18 protein-coding genes and 1 pseudogene are annotated in these 19,318 nt (G+C 57.0%); 12 read left to right on the top strand and 7 right to left on the bottom strand.

What is annotated here, in order from left to right:
* Window positions 1-36: 36 nt before the first annotated feature.
* Both LC059_RS13470 and rimK read right to left on the bottom strand, forming a co-directional pair.
* Window positions 37-327, bottom strand: coding sequence for a cation:proton antiporter regulatory subunit (locus LC059_RS13470; RefSeq protein WP_226704581.1), 291 nt, complete (start codon window positions 325-327; stop codon window positions 37-39).
* Window positions 328-1,251 (bottom strand): annotated as a pseudogene (gene rimK, locus LC059_RS13465) (30S ribosomal protein S6--L-glutamate ligase); the annotation flags it as partial.
* 367 nt (window positions 1,252-1,618) lie between these two features.
* Between rimK and ahpC the strand changes: the two are divergent.
* From ahpC to LC059_RS13430, 7 genes are all read left to right on the top strand, one after another.
* The gene (ahpC, locus tag LC059_RS13460; RefSeq protein ID WP_078083780.1) at window positions 1,619-2,185 is read left to right on the top strand and encodes an alkyl hydroperoxide reductase subunit C; all 567 of its coding nucleotides are present in this window, start codon (window positions 1,619-1,621) and stop codon (window positions 2,183-2,185) included.
* A gap of 216 nt (window positions 2,186-2,401) precedes the next feature.
* On the top strand, window positions 2,402-3,997 hold the full coding sequence (gene ahpF / locus LC059_RS13455) for an alkyl hydroperoxide reductase subunit F (RefSeq protein WP_226704387.1): 1,596 nt from the start codon (window positions 2,402-2,404) through the stop codon (window positions 3,995-3,997).
* Window positions 3,998-4,218: 221 nt separating this feature from the next.
* On the top strand, window positions 4,219-5,046 hold the full coding sequence (locus tag LC059_RS13450) for an alpha/beta fold hydrolase (RefSeq protein WP_226704386.1): 828 nt from the start codon (window positions 4,219-4,221) through the stop codon (window positions 5,044-5,046).
* 270 nt (window positions 5,047-5,316) lie between these two features.
* The gene (locus tag LC059_RS13445) at window positions 5,317-5,895 is read left to right on the top strand and encodes a YceI family protein (protein WP_226704385.1); all 579 of its coding nucleotides are present in this window, start codon (window positions 5,317-5,319) and stop codon (window positions 5,893-5,895) included.
* Window positions 5,896-6,053: 158 nt separating this feature from the next.
* On the top strand, window positions 6,054-7,202 hold the full coding sequence (locus LC059_RS13440; protein WP_226704384.1) for an alkane 1-monooxygenase: 1,149 nt from the start codon (window positions 6,054-6,056) through the stop codon (window positions 7,200-7,202).
* Window positions 7,203-7,358: 156 nt separating this feature from the next.
* Window positions 7,359-7,904 (top strand): DUF2058 domain-containing protein, encoded by a 546-nt coding sequence (locus LC059_RS13435; RefSeq protein ID WP_226704383.1) that lies wholly within the window; start codon window positions 7,359-7,361, stop codon window positions 7,902-7,904.
* Window positions 7,905-7,920: 16 nt separating this feature from the next.
* The gene (locus LC059_RS13430; protein WP_226704382.1) at window positions 7,921-8,484 is read left to right on the top strand and encodes a DUF1415 domain-containing protein; all 564 of its coding nucleotides are present in this window, start codon (window positions 7,921-7,923) and stop codon (window positions 8,482-8,484) included.
* A 48-nt stretch (window positions 8,485-8,532) separates the two neighbouring features.
* Here LC059_RS13430 and LC059_RS13425 read toward each other — a convergent pair whose 3' ends face one another.
* Genes LC059_RS13425 through LC059_RS13415 form a run of 3 tightly spaced genes read right to left on the bottom strand, consistent with a single transcriptional unit; the run spans window position 8,533 to window position 11,639 of the window.
* Entirely contained in the window at window positions 8,533-10,284 is a 1,752-nt protein-coding gene (locus LC059_RS13425) for a SulP family inorganic anion transporter (protein WP_226704381.1), read from the bottom strand.
* A gap of 33 nt (window positions 10,285-10,317) precedes the next feature.
* The gene (locus LC059_RS13420) at window positions 10,318-10,725 is read right to left on the bottom strand and encodes a TIGR01244 family sulfur transferase (protein WP_226704380.1); all 408 of its coding nucleotides are present in this window, start codon (window positions 10,723-10,725) and stop codon (window positions 10,318-10,320) included.
* 35 nt (window positions 10,726-10,760) lie between these two features.
* On the bottom strand, window positions 10,761-11,639 hold the full coding sequence (locus tag LC059_RS13415; RefSeq protein ID WP_226704379.1) for an MBL fold metallo-hydrolase: 879 nt from the start codon (window positions 11,637-11,639) through the stop codon (window positions 10,761-10,763).
* A 179-nt stretch (window positions 11,640-11,818) separates the two neighbouring features.
* On the opposite strand from LC059_RS13415, the gene LC059_RS13410 reads away from it, so the two are divergent.
* The 5 genes from LC059_RS13410 (at window position 11,819) to LC059_RS13390 (ending at window position 17,215) form a co-directional block, all read left to right on the top strand.
* The gene (locus LC059_RS13410) at window positions 11,819-12,133 is read left to right on the top strand and encodes an ArsR/SmtB family transcription factor (RefSeq protein ID WP_226704378.1); all 315 of its coding nucleotides are present in this window, start codon (window positions 11,819-11,821) and stop codon (window positions 12,131-12,133) included.
* A 9-nt stretch (window positions 12,134-12,142) separates the two neighbouring features.
* A complete protein-coding gene (locus tag LC059_RS13405) occupies window positions 12,143-12,592 on the top strand; it encodes a YeeE/YedE family protein (RefSeq protein WP_226704377.1) in 450 nt (149 codons plus the stop codon).
* 4 nt (window positions 12,593-12,596) lie between these two features.
* Window positions 12,597-13,019 (top strand): DUF6691 family protein, encoded by a 423-nt coding sequence (locus tag LC059_RS13400; RefSeq protein ID WP_226704376.1) that lies wholly within the window; start codon window positions 12,597-12,599, stop codon window positions 13,017-13,019.
* Between the two features lie 88 nt (window positions 13,020-13,107).
* Window positions 13,108-14,853 carry a SulP family inorganic anion transporter gene (locus tag LC059_RS13395; RefSeq protein WP_226704375.1) on the top strand — a complete coding sequence of 582 codons (1,746 nt, stop codon included), beginning with the start codon at window positions 13,108-13,110 and terminating at the stop codon, window positions 14,851-14,853.
* Between the two features lie 67 nt (window positions 14,854-14,920).
* A complete protein-coding gene (locus LC059_RS13390; RefSeq protein WP_226704374.1) occupies window positions 14,921-17,215 on the top strand; it encodes an ATP-dependent helicase in 2,295 nt (764 codons plus the stop codon).
* A 36-nt stretch (window positions 17,216-17,251) separates the two neighbouring features.
* Here the strand turns inward: LC059_RS13390 and LC059_RS13385 are convergent, their stop codons facing one another.
* Both LC059_RS13385 and LC059_RS13380 read right to left on the bottom strand, forming a co-directional pair.
* Complete coding sequence (locus tag LC059_RS13385; RefSeq protein WP_226704373.1) at window positions 17,252-17,950, bottom strand: DUF4919 domain-containing protein; 699 nt, start codon at window positions 17,948-17,950, stop codon at window positions 17,252-17,254.
* On the bottom strand, window positions 17,931-19,193 hold the full coding sequence (locus tag LC059_RS13380; protein WP_226704372.1) for a patatin-like phospholipase family protein: 1,263 nt from the start codon (window positions 19,191-19,193) through the stop codon (window positions 17,931-17,933). The genes LC059_RS13385 and LC059_RS13380 overlap by 20 nt, the downstream gene beginning before the upstream one ends.
* Window positions 19,194-19,318 lie beyond the last annotated feature (125 nt).

Below are 19,318 nucleotides of genomic sequence, written 5' to 3'. Positions count from 1 at the left end.
CAGGTCCAGATAAATGTCCAGATAACTCGTTTAGGCCTACTCCACGGCCTCCACGCTTGCCGCGGTAGTCGCATCCTCGGGGAGATTACCAATGTCCGGCTGGCGCCGGCGGCGGGTTTTCGCAGGAACCATGCCACGCATGGCTTCGAGCTTGCCAAAACAGAGCAGTTTGTCGTTCGGCTCCAGCACACGGTCGTGGCGCGGGTTCGGGATAATCTTGGAGCCGCGGTACAGGGTCAATACGTTGATATCGTGCTCATCCAGCCGTGTGCCGGCAATGGTCTTGCCGACAAACTTGGAGCCTTCCGGAATATAGATTTCACTCACGCCATAGCCCCGGCTCACCGTGAGCCGCTGGCGCACATCTATCTCCGGGAAGTCCACCTGCGCGGCAATATATTCGATCACTGCCCCTGCAACATCGAGGCCAGTGCAGGTCTCGATACCCTCGAGCCCCGGCGAGGAGTTCACCTCCATAATCTGCGGGCCACTGCTGCTCTCCAGCATATCGACACCGGCCACCTGTAAACCCATGATCTGGGTCGCCCGCACCGCCGTTTCGATATACTCCTGCGGCAGGTCCACGGGCTCCGCAATGCCACCGCGGTGTACGTTGCTGCGGAATTCCTGCCCTTGGGCCACGCGGCGCATCGCCGCTACCACACGGTCACCCACCACGAACGCACGGATATCCTTGCCCTTGCTCTCAGCAACAAATTTCTGGATCAGGACATTCTGCTTTTGGGCCTGCAACAGCTCAATGATCGCTTCCGCCTGCTTGACCGTGTCTGCCAGCAACACGCCGACACCCTGGGTTCCCTCGATTAACTTAATCACCACCGGTGCACCACCCACACGCTCGATCGCCGGCAGCACGTCTTTCTTGTTGTGCACAAAGGTCGTACGCGGGATACCGATCTGATGCCGACTGAGCAACTGCAAGCTCCGCAGCTTGTCGCGCGAGTTATTGATGCCGTGCGCGGTGTTTGCACAGAAAACGTCCATTTCCTGAAACTGACGGACGACCGCTGTGCCGTAATAGGTGATCGAGGCACCAATCCGTGGCAGTACCGCATCGAAATCGGCAATGTGTTTTTGCCGGTAGTAGAGGTCCGGAGCGCCGCGCTCCAGGTCAATGGCGAATTTGAGGGTGTCCAGCACACTGACATCATGCCCGCGGTTCACTGCAGCTTCCTGAAGGCGCAGTGTGCTATAGCATTTGGGGCCACGGGAAAGGATCGCAAGTTTCATATTGTCTTCCTTTGCGGAATGGGGACTAGTGAGGTTCGAATTCCCTGCCAGCGCTTACAGGCCAGAGCCTCCCGGCAGGGTCACAAGACAGTACGGTACACATCGCATTGGTGGATGAGTCCCATAACTTATCATTTTTATGGCAGCCCGTTCTGTAACAAAGCTCAACTAGACAGCCTAGACCACAACCGCGAATACACAAAGCACGGAAGCTATCCAAAAACCTCACTCAATAAAGAAAAACAATCAGAGGCATTTAAATCGATTATTTTTATTAAACCAAGCAAGCCAATAGTATTTCACCCGTACCCACTAACCCACGCCCTAAACGACGGGGCAAAATTCTCTCAGGAGATAAGGAAATACCATGGCTAACTACATCAACAGCGAAATCAAACCGTTCAACGCCAAGGCTTACCAGTCTGGTGACTTCTTCGATGTGTCGGACGCGGACCTGAAAGGCAAGTGGTCCGTGGTCTTCTTCTACCCGGCGGACTTCACCTTCGTATGCCCGACCGAGCTGGGTGACCTGGCGGACAACTACGCCGAATTCCAGAAACTGGGTGTTGAGATCTACTCCGTATCTACCGATACCCACTTCACTCACAAGGCGTGGCACGACACTTCCGACACCATCGGCAAGATCCAATTCCCGATGATCGGCGACCCCACCGGCACCATCACCCGCAACTTCGGTGTGATGATTGAGGAAGAAGGCATCGCAGACCGCGGTACTTTCGTGATCGACCCGGAAGGCAAGATCCAGATCGTTGAGATCAACGCTGGCGGTATCGGCCGCGACGCCCAGGACCTGCTGCGCAAGATCAAGGCCGCCCAGTACGTTGCCGCCCACCCGGGTGAAGTGTGCCCGGCCAAGTGGAAAGAAGGTGAAGAAACCCTCGCTCCTTCCCTGGACCTCGTAGGCAAGATCTAACGAGCAGTTGCGGGCTCCGGCCCGCAAAAGATCTGAGCTCTGAATAGAGCTCAGTGGCGCCGCCGCTACCGGGTGCTCTCTTGTGAGACACGCCGTAAACCCATCCCTGGGGGCTCTTCCGCGAGGTCCCTCTCGCGGAAGGTCTCACAAGAGAGCACCCGGCATCGGCGCCTTCACAGCTACTTCTGATAAATACCCAAATTTCAGGACACACCGATGTTGGACGCAAACGTAAAGAAACAACTGGACACCTATCTGCAGAATATCGTCACTCCGATCGAGATCAGTGTGTCCGCCGACAGCAGCCCCAAGGCTGTTGAACTGAACAACCTCGCCAGCGAAATCGCCGGACTCTCCAGCAAGATTGAATTGAAGGAGGAGACCCGCAAGCGCACTCCGAGCATGGCCATCGCCCCCGCCGGAGAAAGCCCGCGCGTCAGCTTCGCCGGTATCCCTATGGGACACGAATTCACCTCCCTGGTGCTTGCCCTGCTGCAGGCCGGCGGCCACCCATCCAAGGCGGATCCGGAGTTGCAGGAACAGATCCGCAACATCCAGGGTGAGTTCCACTTTGAAACCTACATCTCGCTGTCCTGCCAGAACTGCCCGGACGTGGTGCAGGCGCTGAACCTGATGGCGAACCTGAACCCGAACATTACCCACGAGATGATCGACGGAGCCCTGTTCCAGCAAGAAGTCGATGAGCGTCAGATCATGGCGGTGCCCGCGGTCTACCTGAACGGAGAGCACTTCGGCCAGGGCCGTATGGGCCTGGAAGAAATCGTGGCCAAGATCGATACCGGCGCCGAGGCGCGCAAGGCGGAAGCGCTAAACGAGCGCGAGCCATACGACGTACTGGTACTGGGCGGTGGCCCGGCCGGTGCCGCAGCGGCTATTTATGCCGCGCGCAAAGGCATCCGCACCGGCCTGGTGGCCGAGCGTTTCGGTGGTCAGGTGATGGATACCGTGGGTATCGAGAACTTTATCTCGGTCCCCTACACCGAGGGGCCGAAACTGGCTGCAAGCTTGGAGCAGCACGTGAAAGAGTACGGTGTCGATATCATCACCGGGCAGCGTGCTGCTGACCTGAGGCGGAAACAAATGATCGAGCTGGAACTGGAAAGTGGCGCCACCCTCGCAAGTAAATCTGTGGTGCTTGCCACCGGTGCCCGCTGGCGCGAACTGGGCGTGCCCGGTGAAGCTGAATACCGCACCAAAGGTGTGGCCTATTGCCCGCACTGTGACGGGCCCTTCTTCAAGGGCAAGCACGTGGCGGTGATTGGCGGCGGAAACTCCGGTATCGAGGCGGCCATCGATCTGGCCGGTATCGTCAAACACGTTACCGTTCTGGAGTTCGCAGACACATTGCGAGCCGACGAAGTCCTGGTACGCAAGGCCCGCTCCATGCCGAACGTAGACATCATCACCAATGCACAGACGACGGAAGTACTGGGCGACGGCAGCAAGGTGAATGGCCTGCAGTATACCGACCGCGTGAGTGGCGAAAGCAAGAAGCTAGAGCTAGCGGGTGTGTTCGTGCAAATTGGCCTGGTGCCAAACACCGAGTTCCTGAAGGACAGCGGCGTAGAGATGAACCGCATGGGCGAGATCGAAATCGACAGCCGCGGTGCCACCTCCATCCCCGGTGTGTTTGCCGCGGGCGATGCCACAACTGTGCCCTACAAGCAGATTGTGATCTCTATGGGCGCTGGCGCTACTGCCGCACTTGGCGCCTTTGATCACCTGATCCGCTCATCCGTCACCGATGAAGATACGAATGCGCAGGAGGAGGCACTGTCACTGGCCAGTTGATTCCCCGCGGTTCCGTTCTCAAATCCGGGTGCTGGCCTCCCAGCGGTATCCGGCTCCCCCTGCGGGCACCCCGCCCGCACATACTGGGAACCATCCCCAATGTTTACAGCCGGCACCAGCCGGCTTTTTTTGCTTGTGCGAAGAGCAAATCATCGAATTCTTTACGCCGGTAAAGCGTTTCCCTTACAGTGGCTTCTCAGTAAATCAATGATGATCGCAGAATGCCCTTCGCAAAAAATAATAATTACCGCATTTACTATGAAAGCCAGGGATCAGGCCCCGCCATAGTGCTACTGCATAGTTTTCTATGCGACGGTGAAATGTGGTCACCACAGATAAATGCCCTCTCTGGTCATTACCGGGTAATCAATGTCGACCTTCGCGGCCACGGACAGTCGGGTGTCGCCGACGCGCCCCTGGACATTTACGACCTGGTGGCTGACGTGGTTGCGGTAATGGATCAGGAAGGCGTGCAAAATGCCATTTGGGGCGGGCTTTCCATTGGCGGCATGATCGCGCTGCGGGCGGCGATTACCGTACCGGACCGGGTAAGCCACCTCATTTTGCTGGATACCCACGCGGGCACCGAAACCCGGTTCAAAATTGCCAAGTACAAAACCCTGGTGCTGCTGGCAAAACTGTTGGGGATTCGACCAATGCTGAACATTGTGGCCAAGCTGATGTTCGGTCAACACACCCTGCGTGAACAACCGGAGCTGGTAACACACTGGAAAAACAAGTTTGCCTCGATGTCACTTGTTTCTATTCAACATGTGGTGAACGCCCTCTGTGCAAGGGATTCCCTGAAAAAACACCTGGCAGGAATATCGCAACCTGCCGTAGTGATCGTCGGAGAGGAGGATATCTCCTTACCGCCGCCCTGCTCTATTGCGCTGGCCAAGCGGCTCGCCGACGCGCGGCTCACGATTGTCGAGCACGCTGGACACCTCTCGACGCTGGAGCAACCGGAAGCGGTCAATCAGGCCATACTGGATTTTCTCTCGACACAATTACCAGCTGCGACTCGCGCTTCTCGGCCGGAGAATTAATAAACGGTTCAGGTAGCCGGATATAGAATCGGTGACACAGTTACACTAACTGACAACAAAGCCCATGGAGTGCCCGGAAATAGACATTAACCTACCTTCGGTTTCACTCCGGTGAATTCACGCCCGAGTATGAATATCATCGGCTTTTAACAATCCTTTACTGGCCAGGGAGACGCTCGACTGGTAGTTTCCATTATCAGCACCAAGTAGCCTCAACTAGTCACGAAATGTGTTGGCACCCCCCCACAATCCAAACAGGAGATTTATCCCATGCGTTTAATGCCTCTCGCGCTGGCCGCCCTACTGGCACTACCCGTCTCTACACTCGCTGACTGGCAACTGGCTGGAGACGAATCCAGCGTGCACTTCGTTTCCGTAAAGAAAGGGAACATCGCCGAGAAGCACTACTTCAAGAGTATGAGTGGCAGCATCTCCGACGATGGCCAGGCAGAACTGACCATTGATCTTGCGAGTGTCGAGACCAACATTCCGATTCGCAACGAACGCATGCAAGCAATGCTGTTTGAAACGGCGAAATTTGCCCAAGCCACCATCAGCAGTAACGTGGATGTCGCCAAGCTGAAGTCGCTTAAATCAGGCCAGACCATAACGGTAGAGGCGGATATGACGATGCAAGTGCACGGCGAACAAAAAACCGAGACAGTTCCCCTGCGGGTCACCGCGCTCGAAGGTGGCAAACTGATGGTTTCAACCGGTGCGCCGATTATCGTGAGCGCCGGGGACTTTAAGTTACTTGAAGGTATCGACAAACTCCGTGAAGTCGCAGGCCTCAAAAGTATCAGCCCCATAGTTCCAGTGACTGCGACTCTGGTGTTCACCACCAAGTAAATTTTACGATTGAATAAGTAAACGAGTTTCCCGGGGCGCGGGTACCCGTCGGCATTGAATTTCCAGCCCCGCCCCGGTTCCAAATCACCCTTACATTGCAGTGAAGCTGCGTTGAAGCATGGGAGAGAAGTAGCAGCCCACTGATCGAGAACAGTAAAATGCACAATATCCAGAGCCCAGGTGTTTCAGCCCCCTCTCCCGCACCATCTCCCGCACCATTGCCAGCTGCGCGCACGCTGCGCTATACGTTCGCCTACCTGCTGCCCATTATCGTTACCGCCTGCTTACTGATGGGTGGTTTCTGGCTGATACTCCCCGTTGTTTACCTGTACGGGTTACTTCCCCTGGTGGAGTGGCTATTGCCTCAATCCGACCGGAATCTCACGAGCGCGCAGGAAAAGAAGGTCGAGAAGGACTGGCGCTACGACCTGTTGCTTTATCTGGCACTACCTGTCCAATACGGGGTACTTATCCTGTTCTTTTCACTTGCCGGTGATTACTCGCTGCCTGAACTTATCGGCGGCGCTCTCAGTGTGGGCCTGATGTGTGGTGTTTTCGGCATAAACGTGGGCCATGAATTGGGCCATAGACCGGAGCATTTTGCGCAGAGGGTCGCGCAGGGGTTGCTACTGAGCTCGCTGTATACGCACTTTTTTATTGAGCATAATCGCGGCCACCATCGTCGGGTCGCCACACCGGAAGACCCCGCCAGCGCCCAATACAATGAATCTCTTTACCGTTTCTGGTGGCGCTCGATCAAGATGGGATACGCATCAGCCTGGACACTCGAAGCCCAGCGCCTGCAAAAACTGTCTCTCAACTCCCTTGGCATTCATAACCAGATGCTGCAATTTCAACTGCTCCAGCTGGCTCTGCTGGTCTGCATACTGGTGATATTCGACCCCGCAGCCCTGGTGGGGTTCGTCATGGCCGCCACGGTTGGCATCCTGATGCTGGAGACTGTCAATTACATCGAGCACTACGGCCTTAGCAGAAAGCGCCTGGATCAGCATACGGACGGCGACCTGGTAGGCGAAGGGGAAAAGGTGCGGTATGAACGGGTGCAGCCACAGCACTCCTGGAACTCCAATCACTGGCTGGGGCGACTCTCGCTGTTCGAGCTGACTCGTCATTCAGACCACCACTTCAGAGCCAGCCGGCACTACCAGATACTGCGCCACCACGAGGAAAGCCCGCAGTTGCCCGCGGGCTACCCGGCGATGATGCTGCTCGCCTGCATGCCGCCGGCATGGTTTCGAGTCATGAACCCGCGCGTGCAGGCGATTCGCGGAATGCCATCACCTTGACCCCGGCAGCCGAGTGTTAACTGCTTTTCTCTTGGCCGGTCGACTGCGATAGAATTGCCATATCCAATTTGAAGATATAGTGAAGGCGCGCACCCCACACAGTGAGTACCGCTCGCCTACCACCTGACAGGAATAGACAACCGGGTACACCGAACCATGGCATCACTACAGGATCAGCTGCTCAAGGCCGGCCTCGTCGACGGCAAAAAAGCAAAGCAAATCAGCAAAGAAAAGCGCAAACAGAACAAGGTGGCCAAAAAGTCTGGCGAGGCACAGGTCGATGAAGCCAAATTGGCGGCCGAGCAGGCCCGGGCGGAGAAAGTGGCCCGCGACCGCGAGCTGAATGCCCAGCGCGAAGCGGCAGCGCAACAAAAGGCCATTGCAGCGCAAATCAAGCAGCTTATCGAGAAAAACAAGCAATCCAAGGGCCCCAAGGGCCAGGATGATATCGCCTATCATTTCACCTTTGAAAAGAAGGTGAAGAAAATCTTTGTTTCCAGCGCCGTGCAGGAGCATCTGACCGCCGGCCGCCTGCTGATTGTTGGTGAGGGCGAAACTTTTGAGCTGGTACCGCGGGTCATCGCGGACAAGATCGCCGAGCGCAACCCGGCGATGGTAGTGCAGCCTCCGGAGCAGTCGTCGACGGTAGATGAGGACGACCCCTACGCAGGCTACGAGATACCCGACGACCTTATGTGGTAAGCGGGAGGGTTAACCCATGACAGACAGTGATCCAGTCATTGCCCAGGTAGAGCAGTGGCTGAAAGACGTGGTGGTAGGGCTGAATCTTTGCCCCTTCGCCCGCAAGCCACTGCGCGCCGGGCAGATCCGTTTCGTGGTCAGTGAGGCGGCCGGTGACAAGTGCACCGAGGTACTACTGGAAGAGTTGCTGCAGGAGTTCCAGGTACTGGATCGCTGCACCGAGTCAGAAGTGGAAACCACACTGTTGATACTGCCAACCCAGCTGCGGGACTTCCACGACTACAACGCTTTCCTCGACGATGCCGAATGGTTGTTAAAACGGCAGGGCTACGAGGGTACCTACCAGATTGCCAGCTTCCACCCCCACTACCAGTTTGCCGATACGCAACCAGAGGACGCGGAGAACCTGACCAACCGTGCCCCCTACCCTATTCTGCATATCCTGCGTGAGGCGAGCCTGGAGCGCGGGCTGGAAAACTACCCGGATCCGGAGTCCATTCCCCACGACAACATTCTGAGGGTGGAGTCCCTTACGGACGAGGAGAAACAGAAGCTGTTTCCCTACTTATTCTCCCAATAGCGCGGGGGCCGTCGTTTTACCGTACGTCACACTTGCCGCCATACCGCGCTAGCATCCGTCCAGGTTTTCGCGCAGCGCGGTAAACGCCTGGTACTGGGTGAAGAATATCTTGCCCGACAGCTTTTCCAGGAAACCGCTTTTCGACAGGGAATCCATCACCGGCCCCTTGACCTCCGACAGGTGGAAGCAGACACCGGAGGCACGCAGCTGTTCGTTGATGGATTCGAGCGTTTCCAGCGCGCTCCAGTCGATCTCATTGATGGCGCTGCACATCAGAATCACGTGTTTCACCTCGGGTGTCGCGGCGATGTCGCCGTAAACCCGCTCTTCCAGGAAAGCCGCGTTGGAGAACATCAGGCTTTCATCCACGCGAATGCTCAGGATCTGCGGCAGTGTGCGCACCTGGTGGCGCTGGATATTACGGAAGTGTTCGGTGCCTTCCACCAGTCCCACCTCCGCGATGTGTGGCTTAGATGTCCGGTACAGGAACAGCACGATGGATGCCAGCACGCCACAGGACACCCCCATTTCCACTCCAAACAACAGGGTCACCACGATGGTGATCAAGACCGCGAAAAAATCGCTGGGTGAATATCGCCAGGTCTTCCTCAGAATGGAGAAATCCACCAGAGATAACACCGCGACAATAATGGTCGCCGCCAATGTGGCCTTGGGCAGGTAGTAGAGGAACGGGGTCAGGAACATGGCCGCCAGCGCAATACCAACAGCGGTAAATACACTCGCCATTTGCGTCTCTGCACCCGCATCGAAATTGACCACCGAGCGCGAGAAACCGCCGGTGACCGGAAACCCTCCGGAGAAGCCCGAGGCCATGTTCGCGGCACCCAGACCAATCAGTTCCTGGTTCATATCAATTTTCTGCCGACGCTTGGCGCCCAGGGTTTTACCGACGGAAATGGATTCCACATAACCGATAATCGAGATCATCACCGCAGGAAGCCACAGCTGCTGAATCAACTCCAGGGAAAAACTTGGCCAGGCAAAGCTCGGCAGGCCGCTGGGTATTTCCCCCACGAGCTTTACCCCTTTGGCCTCCAGGCCCAGTCCGCCAGCAAGCAGGATAGTGACAATCACCCCCACGACAGGAGCGGCCTTGACCAGTAGCGCCGCGGTGTTTTGTGACAGAGAAAACCGCTGTAGAAATCGCACCGCACCACCGCGGGACCAGATCAGGAAAATGACCACCGACGTACCCAGCATGAGCGAGTACACGTTGATATGTGCCAGGCCGGCAAACATCGACTGTATGAGTTCGGGCAGATTGTCACCGTGGGCCGAAACACCCATCAGGTGCTTTAGCTGGCTGAATGCGATCAGGATCCCCGACGCTGTAATAAAGCCGGAAATCACCGGGTGGGAGAGAAAATTGGCGAGAAAACCGAGGCGCAACACGCCCAACAAAAACAGGAACAGGCCCGACAACAAAGCCAATAGCATGGCTGCCAACAGGTAGTCCGCGGTATTTTGCGCAGCCACCTGCCCCAGGGCCGCCGCGCTCATCAGTGAGGCGACCGCTACCGGCCCCACCGACAGCGTGCGGCTACTGCCAAACAGCGCGTAAGCCACTAGCGGGGTAATACTCGCGTAGAGCCCCACTTCCGCCGGCAACCCCGCCAGCAACGCATAAGCGAGAGACTGGGGAATCAACATGATGGTGACGATGACCGCCGCCAGCAGGTCCCTATGCAAAGTCGCCAGTGAATAACCGGGCAACCATTGCGCAGCGGGAACGAAGCGACCCAGGACTTGGACCAGGCCGCCACTGAAAACATCTTTCACCGGTTCGATTCCTTTGAGGGGTAACCAATCAGATCAGTAGGTCACCAGCACGCCACTGATATCAAACCCTGCTTTTTGTGCAGTCTCGTGTAACTGCTGCTTGTCAGCCCCATTCAGGCAGCCCGCCGCGGCCCACAGGTTGCAGGAGCGATTGCCAGTGCGGCAGAAGGCGTGCACCTTTTTACCACTGCTCAGGAGCTTGGCAAATTCTTCGCTGTGCGCGGGCTGCATCTGCCCCCGGGAAAACGGAATGGCGACGAAGGCCATGCCCGCAGCCGTAACAGCCTTTTCCAGATCCGCAAAGCTGGCGTTGTCTTCCGCTTCATTTTCCGGCCGATTGCACACAACCACTTCCACACCCTGCTCGGCCAGCGCCGCAAATTCCTCCAGCGCGGGCTCTGCGGAAATACTTACCTGGGAATCCAGTGTCTTGCGTTCCATATTCGTTTCCTCAACTGACTCGAATGGTGGCTGGTTCAAAGTTTGTTGACCGGCACTTTCAGATACACGGTGCCGTTGTCTTCCGCCGGCGGCATCTGGCCCGCGCGAATATTCACCTGGATGGACGGCAGAATCAGGCGCGGCATACCCAGGGTTGCGTCGCGCTCACTGCGCATTTTTACAAACTCGTCTTCGCTCACACCTTCGTGCAGATGAATGTTGTCGCGCTTTTGTGCGCCCACAGAGGTTTCGCACTCGTGCTCACGGGTACCGTTGGGTGGGTAGTCGTGGCACATGAACATGCGGGTATCTTCCGGCAGGGATAGCAGCTTCTGCACCGACTGGTAAAGCGTGCGGGCGTCGCCGCCAGGGAAGTCGCAGCGGGCACTGCCCACGTCCGGCAGGAACAGGGTGTCGCCCACAAACAGCGCATCGCCGATCAGCCACGCCATGTCCGCCGGTGTGTGCCCGGGAACGTATATAACCCGGCCTTCGAGCTCCCCAATGTTGAAGGTGTCACCGTCATGGAACAGGTGGTCAAACTGGGAGCCATCCACCAGGAACTCTTTTTCCAGGTTGAAGACTTCTCGGAAGATGCCCTGCACTTGGCGAATATGGTCGCCGATGGCGATCTTGCCACCCAGTTGCTCACGAATAAACGGTGCCGCGGACAGGTGATCTGCGTGGGCATGGGTCTCCAGCACCCACTCCACGGTTAGATCTTTGGCGCGTACGAACTCAACTATCTTCTCGGCGCCGTCGGTACTGGTGCGCCCGGATGCCTGGTCAAAATCCAGCACTGCATCGATGACCGCAGCGCTGCCACCGTCCCGGTCGTAGATCACATAGCTCCAGGTCTCGGTATCATCGTCGAGAAACGGTTGCACAAGTGGGCGGAGATCTGTGGTAGCCATGGAATCGCCTCATATATGATTTAGGAATAACTCAATAACCATAAGAAATATATCTTCCATCAATATACTTTTCAATATATTATTTTTTCCGCAACAATTGAGTGAAGCTATCTAGAATTCATCTGGCAGCTATCGCCTGAAAGCTATCAACCAGCCTGAAGAACCACTGGAAGATCACCATGCCGGAAACCAGCGACCTCCAGCTCGACAAAATGCGCACCGCCGCCGGTGAGGCCTCGCTACTCCTGCGCTCACTGGGCAATCAGGATCGTCTGCTCCTGCTCTGCCAGCTATGCGAGGAAGAGCTTTGCGTCAGTGAATTGGAGGAACGCCTGGACATCCGCCAGCCCAGCCTGTCACAGCAACTGGGCGTTTTACGCCGGGAGGCACTGGTGGCCACCCGGAAGGAAGGCAAGCGGGTGTACTACCGCGTGGCTGACCCGAAGGTTCTGGCCCTTCTTCAGACTTTGTATCAACTGTATTGCGCGGAGTAACTCATCACCATGAGCATCGACTGGAATGCATTCACCCCTGTATCCGCCCTCGCCGGCGGTGTCCTGATCGGACTGGCCAGCGCCTGGCTGATCCTAATGAATGGTCGTATCGCGGGAATCTCCGGGATTCTCGGTGGACTGTTCAACAGTGAGCGCGACGCTCAAAACAAGAGCAATCGCGGTTGGCAGTTGGCGTTTATTCTCGGCTTGCTGGCGGGCCCCGGGATCTGGGGACTGTTTCACGCCCTGCCCACCATCGAAATCAATGCCAGCTATCCGGTACTGATTGCCGCGGGGCTGCTGGTTGGTATCGGCACTCGCTATGCGGCCGGCTGTACCAGTGGGCACGGGGTGTGCGGACTCTCGCGGCTGTCGCCGCGCTCACTCGCCGCCACCATGACCTTTATGTTCGGCGGCTTCGCCACCGTATACATCGTTCGCCACCTGCTGGGAGCCTGATGCCATGAATAAAGCGACTCTATCCGCATTTGTCTCCGGATTAATCTTCAGCTTTGGCTTGCTGCTCTCGGGCATGGCCAACCCGGAAAAAGTACTCGGGTTTCTCGACCTGTTCGGCGCCTGGGACCCCTCCCTGGCTTTGGTCATGGGCGGCGCCATCGCAGTGGGACTGCCGGCGTTCGCTATCGCCAGAAAACGCGAAACGGCGTTCCTGGGTGACCCGATCAACTTGCCTGGCAAACGTACACTGGATAAGCGTCTGCTGCTCGGCAGCCTGACCTTCGGTGTGGGCTGGGGTCTGGCAGGCTTTTGCCCGGGCCCCGGAATTGTGGCATCTGGCGCCCTGGAAACCGGTGCAATGGTATTTGTGCTCGCCATGGTGTCCGGCATGCTGGTCTTCAAGCTGCTGGAAAAACGCCACGCGTAAACCGGCCTGAGCTGCGCCGCCTGGCTCAGGGGCTGTACCAGGGACTATCCTGTTGGAATCCCATGGTCTCTGGTACACACCTGCACAAGTGATACGGGCAAACCGACTCATTCCCAAGTGGCTTAGAAACTACCGCCGCCAGTGGCTCTCTTCTGACATTACCGCGGCACTGGTTTCCGGCATGCTGCTGGTGCCTCAGGGACTCGCTTATGCACTGCTGGCGGGTCTGCCACCCCATGTGGGTCTTTATGCCTCCCTGGTGCCACTTATAGCTTATGCGGTATTCGGCAGCAGCAGCGCAATGTCTGTTGGACCCGCGGCGGTCCTATCACTGATGACCGTATCGGCACTGACACCACTCGCCGCCACCGGCAGCCCTGAATATATCGGCGCAGCCATTGTGCTCACTCTCCTGAGCGGGCTTTTCCTGTTTGTCATGGGCCTGTTCAAGATGGGCACCCTTTCCAACCTGCTCAGTCACCCGGTCATCAGCGGCTTTGTTTCCGGCGCCGCGGCACTGATCATCGTCGGCCAGCTGCCATCCCTACTGGGTATCAAGGCCGAGGGAGATACCGCGTCGCTAAAGCTCTTTCATGTGATCGAACACCTGCCTGAGGCCCACCTACCCACCCTAGTTTTTGGTGTCACTACCGCCGCATTACTGATTTTCAGCCGCGTGTGGCTGCCCATGCTGCTGTTTCGCATGGGCACACCCAAACAGATGGCGCGACTGGCGGCAAAGCTAATGCCGATGCTGCTGGTTCTCTGCGCTATTGCCCTGGTGCACTGGCTCAAGCTCGGCGAAGAACTGGATACCGTAGGCGCCATTCCACCGGGGCTACCCCGAATTGCTTTGCCGGACTGGCACTGGAGCCTCGCCTATCAACTGCTACTGCCAGCACTGATCATCGCCCTGCTCACTTTCGTCGAAAGTCTTTCTATTGCTCAGGCGCTGGCTACCCGACGCGGAGAGCGACTGAATGCGGACGGCGAGTTGCTCGGGCTGGGAGCCGCTAATATCACCAGTGCCTTCTCCGGCGGCCTGCCGGTGGCCGGCAGCTTTTCACGCACCGCGGTTAATGCCGAGGCCGGCGCAGTATCGCCGCTGGCCGGGGTGCTGGCTGCGCTGTTAATGATCCCGGTACTGATATACCTCACCGGCATGTTCAGCGAGCTTCCACTGACCGTGCTGGCGGCAATCATCATCGTCGCCGCGGCCAGCCTGTTCGATTTTCCGGGCTTTGTTCACAACTGGCGCTACGATCGCACCGACGGTATCGCTATGCTGGGAACCTTCGCCGGGGTACTGCTGTTCGGTGTCGAAGTGGGCATTGCCCTCGGTATCGGACTGTCCTTCGCCACACTGATCTGGCGCAGCAGCCGGCCTCATATTGCCGTTGTGGGGCGGGTACCCGGAACCGAGCATTTCCGTAACGTGCTACGCCACGATGTGAAAACCCACAGGGACCTGCTGTTCCTGCGCATCGACGAGAGCCTGTTTTTCAGCAATATCAGCGCGATTGAAGATCGCCTTTTGAGCGAACTGAAGCGTCACCCGGATACCCGGGAACTGATACTGATTCTGTCCTCAGTCAGCCGTATCGACGGCACCGCCCTGGAACGCCTGCACCAGATCAACAAGGATCTGCAAAGCCGCAACATCCGCCTGCATCTCGCGGAAGTCAAAGGGCCGGTGCTGGACCGCCTGAGCCGCTCGCGCCTGCTGGAAAAACTCACCGGACGTATTTTCCTGTCCTCCTATATCGCCGAACTGGCCCTTCTGAACGACGACACCCCGCCCGAGGGGCAAGAGCCAGAGCAACAACCGGCATAAATTCCTGTACCCTCACCGCCCATACTGGCAATATATACAGTATTTCTCCAAGCAGTGTAGAGTTTCCATGCCAGGTGCCGAGCATCATCTCAAGGACGAGCCGAATATAGAGTCCGAGCAACCGCTCACGGAAGAGCAACAGGCTATCGCCAACCACTCCGGCGGTCACGCAAAGATCATCGCGGTCGCGGGCTCCGGCAAGACCACCGCGCTGCTTCACTACATCAAGAACCGGCTGCATGCAGGCACACCTGCCGCGCGCATGCTGATTCTGATGTACAACCGCAACGCCAAAGACGACTTTTCCCAGCGGCTTGTAAAGCTGTGTGGGAATCAGGTGCCCCGAGTAAACACCTTCCACAGTCTCGGGTTTCAGATCTACCAGCGCATGATTGCGCGCGGTCAGATCGAGCGAGTCAACCTGACACCACTACCCCAATCCCTGGTCCAGCTGCAAATCTGGAGGGCGATAGAAGCCTGTGCGCCACCGGCGGACATTGAAGAAATTCGCGCACGCAAGCAGTCTGAAACCGAAGCGGCGGAATTTTTTATCGATTACACCAAGACGGTCCTCAGCGGCGATCTAAGTGCATTCCAGCGGCTTGGGCTCGGCGATGAATACATGTATTTCCTGAAGGTGTTTCGCCACTTCGAAGACTGGCGGCGGGATCAGAGTGCCGTGACCTACGCCGATCTGATTTACGACCCGGCGATGCTGTTTAGCCAACAACCCGAAATCGCAGAGCAGTACGGGGGCCTTTACCAGGACATCCTGGTAGACGAGTATCAGGATATCAACGAGATACAACACTACCTGCTGCGGGTTCTGCACGGAAAATCCGGCAATGTGATCGCCATCGGTGACCCGGACCAGACCATCTACGAATGGCGCGGTTCGCGGCCAGAGTTTTTGCTGCGCCTGTTCGACGGCGACTTCCCACCATCCAACGTGTACCAGTTAAGCCGCACCTTCCGCTACGGACACAGCCTGTCCCTGGCCGCCAACCACTTTATTCACAACAACAGTGAACGCGCGGATATCTTCTGTGTATCGGGTAACCGCGGCGCCGAAACCGAACTGCACCAGGTACAAACCCAGAACGAAGGAAAGTGGCTGGTGGAGCACATCCGGCGATGCCAGAAACAGGGGAACGCTCTTGGGGAAATGGCAATACTGGTGCGCCTTTGGTCACTGGCCGCCCCCCTGGAACTTGCACTACTCGCAAATAATATCCCCTACCGCTCAGGCAATCGCAACACGGTACTTTCCAGGCGTGAACTGCGGCCGCTGTTCTGGAGCCTGAATATCGCCGCCGGCCGCTTTGCGGAACAGACCAGCAAACGCCGCGCGCAGGGGCTCTATGAATGGATGACGGCACCGCACATCCGCATTCCACGCGCAGTACTGGAGCCCATATGCGAACGTCTCAGCCAGCATGATAAAGGCTGGGGAAAACAACTGCTCAAGCTGATTCCCGAATCCCTCAGCCAACCCCAGTGCAAACGCCTGAGGCAGCGTGCGGAATTGCTGCAGCAGGTAGAAAAGTGGCGCGGTCACGGTGGCGAGCTGGTGCGCCGCCAACTCGGCGAACTGGATTATCTAAGCGGCATTGGCGAGGATGCCTTCAACCGCCAACAGGCCGAGGAAAAGCAGCAGACCATCCTGGCATTTTGCCAGTACCTGGATCAGCTGCGCCTCCCCCCCAAAGAAACGCTGGAGCACCTGCAACAGCTTCAGCTGCGGCATCAAAAGCAGGACCAGAGTGAAGACGAACAGGATAAGGTACCCGCAGATGCCATTCAGATCACCACCATGCACCAGGCCAAAGGGCTGGAGTGGGACCAGGTGATCATTCCCTCGCTGACGGTGCACAATATGCCGTACCAGCCGCAGCGAGATTTCTCGACACCCGCATCCACCGAGAGCGAACGCCGCTTGATGTATGTGGCGATGACCCGTGCTCGCAAGCAGCTGTACCTACTGACACCTCCAGCAGAAAGTGCGCAGAAAACTACTGCTGGTATCGACTCTGAGCAGAAGCCCTCATTATTTCTGGATGAAATGCACTTACCGCTCAGCAACCTGCTGGGCGAGAGCCTGCAGGTCCGCCCGAAAAATATCACCACCCAGGTACCGGTTACCCGCCTGGCGCTGCGCTACCTGGCAGCGTGCGACTACAACCCGGATATCAATGCACCGCGCGCCGCACTGCGAAAGCCGGAGCTGGGTGACAGCATCCGACATCAAAAACTGGGTTACGGCCGGGTGATCAAGTGGGAGGATTCAAAGGTGGAAATTCTGTTTAGCGACCGCAAGACACGTCGCTTCGAATGGGAAAAGCTTACGCAATTTCTTCTGTAAACTTATTTAAAAATCGCCGATGGAAAAGGGGGAGTTTTACTCCCCCTCGAAACCCTGCGCAAACTGCTGACTGACATTGAAAAACAGCGGATACTCCTCACCGGATTCCGGATCGCGCACCTGCATCTTGTCGTAGATACCCTGGTTGTCGTACACGATGGATTGATCCAGGACCTGCAATCCCTTGAGACGTACAAAACCGCGAAGCTCAGAGGTGCTGATCGTCAGGAAAGCGCTTTCTTGGGACTTGCCGTCCCCACTATTTTCGATGGAAGTCATCAACCCTTCCACCATGTAGCGATGCTGGTCTTCACGCTCAAATTCACCGGCCTGCCCGCTGCAAACCACACCGATCATGTGCGCTTCCAGGCTCATGTAATTGTACTTGAGGACCCGGTCGACGTTGCGCAGGCAACCGAGAAAGTCCGCGCTCTCCACCGAACTATAAGCCTCGGGTAACCCATCGAGCTTTACGCCGCCGTATGGGTTGTACTCTGGAGACTCCACATAGGCCTTGCGCAGACGATCAAAGTCCAGCGTAAAACTCAACTGATGGGCCTCATCAAGCAATTGGCGATACTCACTCTGGCTCTGCTGGCGCAACCCGGAATCGTCACCCGATTCTTTGACCGCCGGGCTGCTACAGGCTGCAAGCGCGCCCGCCAGCAGCAGGATCACTCCCCGCCGCACAGCACTAAAGAAATTGAAACCGTCGTTAAGAAGGTGAGTTGCCATTACTTGCTTCCGTTGCGGGTTTTACCCGTATACCAAAAAAACCTTTCTGCTGGGTCTGAACCAGCTGCGTCCGTGGACGCAGGAAGTCGCGTAATTTTTCCTGTTCCCACATGGCATCCTGATAACCCAGCTCTATCAATTCACTCAGGTACGGCTTTTCAAACAGGAGGTAGCTCGCTGCAGAAGCACCACCTCCCGAGGTGGTGGCCCCGGTAGAGCGGAACAGCCAGCGCACTGCTGGCGGCAGGTAGCGTACCTTGCGGCCGGCAATGCGATCCAGGCTCTGGCTTGGCTCAATCACTGCAGACTCGACCGCGCGTAAAGGCGCGAGCCCCGGCAACACCTTTTCATCTACCGAGTCCAGCAATACATTGACCCGGTCCAGGTGCTCAAGATCCCCTTCCAGACTGTCGATAAACGCGGCATTGAAAAGCTGCCCGCCAATCTGTGCAAGAGATGGGGAATGCTTTGGCACCTTACGCCGTTTGCCCCAGTGTACGGGAGAGCGATTATCCGATACCCCCACCACGAAAACCCGCGAGGCGCCCAAATGCAGTGCCGGGCTGATAGGCGCCAGTTGCCGCACCGCGCCGTCGCCGAAATAGTCGTTACCGATTTTTACCGATGGGAAAAGCGTGGGAATGGCCGCAGAAGCCATCAGGTGCTCCACCGTCAACTGCGCGCGCTCTCCACAACGGCGAAAACGCCTCCACTCCAGCAGGTCATCACTGCCTTGAAAGAAGCTAACCGACTCGCCGTCGCTGTAAGACATGGCGTTGACACTGACCGCACGCAAACGCCCTTCATCGATATTGCGTTGGATATTGGCAAAGGGAATGACTTCCGTCACCAATTCCCGCAGCGGGCTGTTATCCAGCAATGCCAGTGGGTTACGCCTGGCAACCCCCTGATTGAACAGTGACATGGAGATGGTCAGGACATTGCCCAGCAGGCTACTCCAGTTACTGCGATAGATCTGATCGACCGTCAGCCCCATCCACAGCTCATAAAGTCGCTCAGTGGCCTCTTTGAAGCTGCCCGGATGGGTCGCCAGTAGCAGCGCATTGACCGCACCGGCGGAAGTGCCACAAATAATTTTGAAGGGGTTTGGTTCCGAATCCGGGGCAAGTTCGGCCAGCGCCTTGAGAACACCGACCTGATAGGCAGCGCGAGCGCCGCCGCCAGACAGCACCAGTGCACCGGCGTCGGGAATTTGGGAAGTGGGCAGGGTGTTAACCGACAAAGCTTGCTACCAGACCAGCGAAAATGGGATAGAATTTCAATTCTGACCGAATTTTAAGCCAACCATCCCACCAAAAATTATTGTGGCAATCCCGTGACTATATATGCCTATAGACGATTGTAGGT

Source organism: Microbulbifer elongatus (assembly GCF_020524885.1).
GTDB classification, from domain to species: Bacteria; Pseudomonadota; Gammaproteobacteria; order Pseudomonadales; family Cellvibrionaceae; genus Microbulbifer; species Microbulbifer elongatus_A.
The sequence above is the reverse complement of the archived record's forward strand: the minus strand, read 5'-3'. Positions and strand labels throughout refer to the sequence as shown.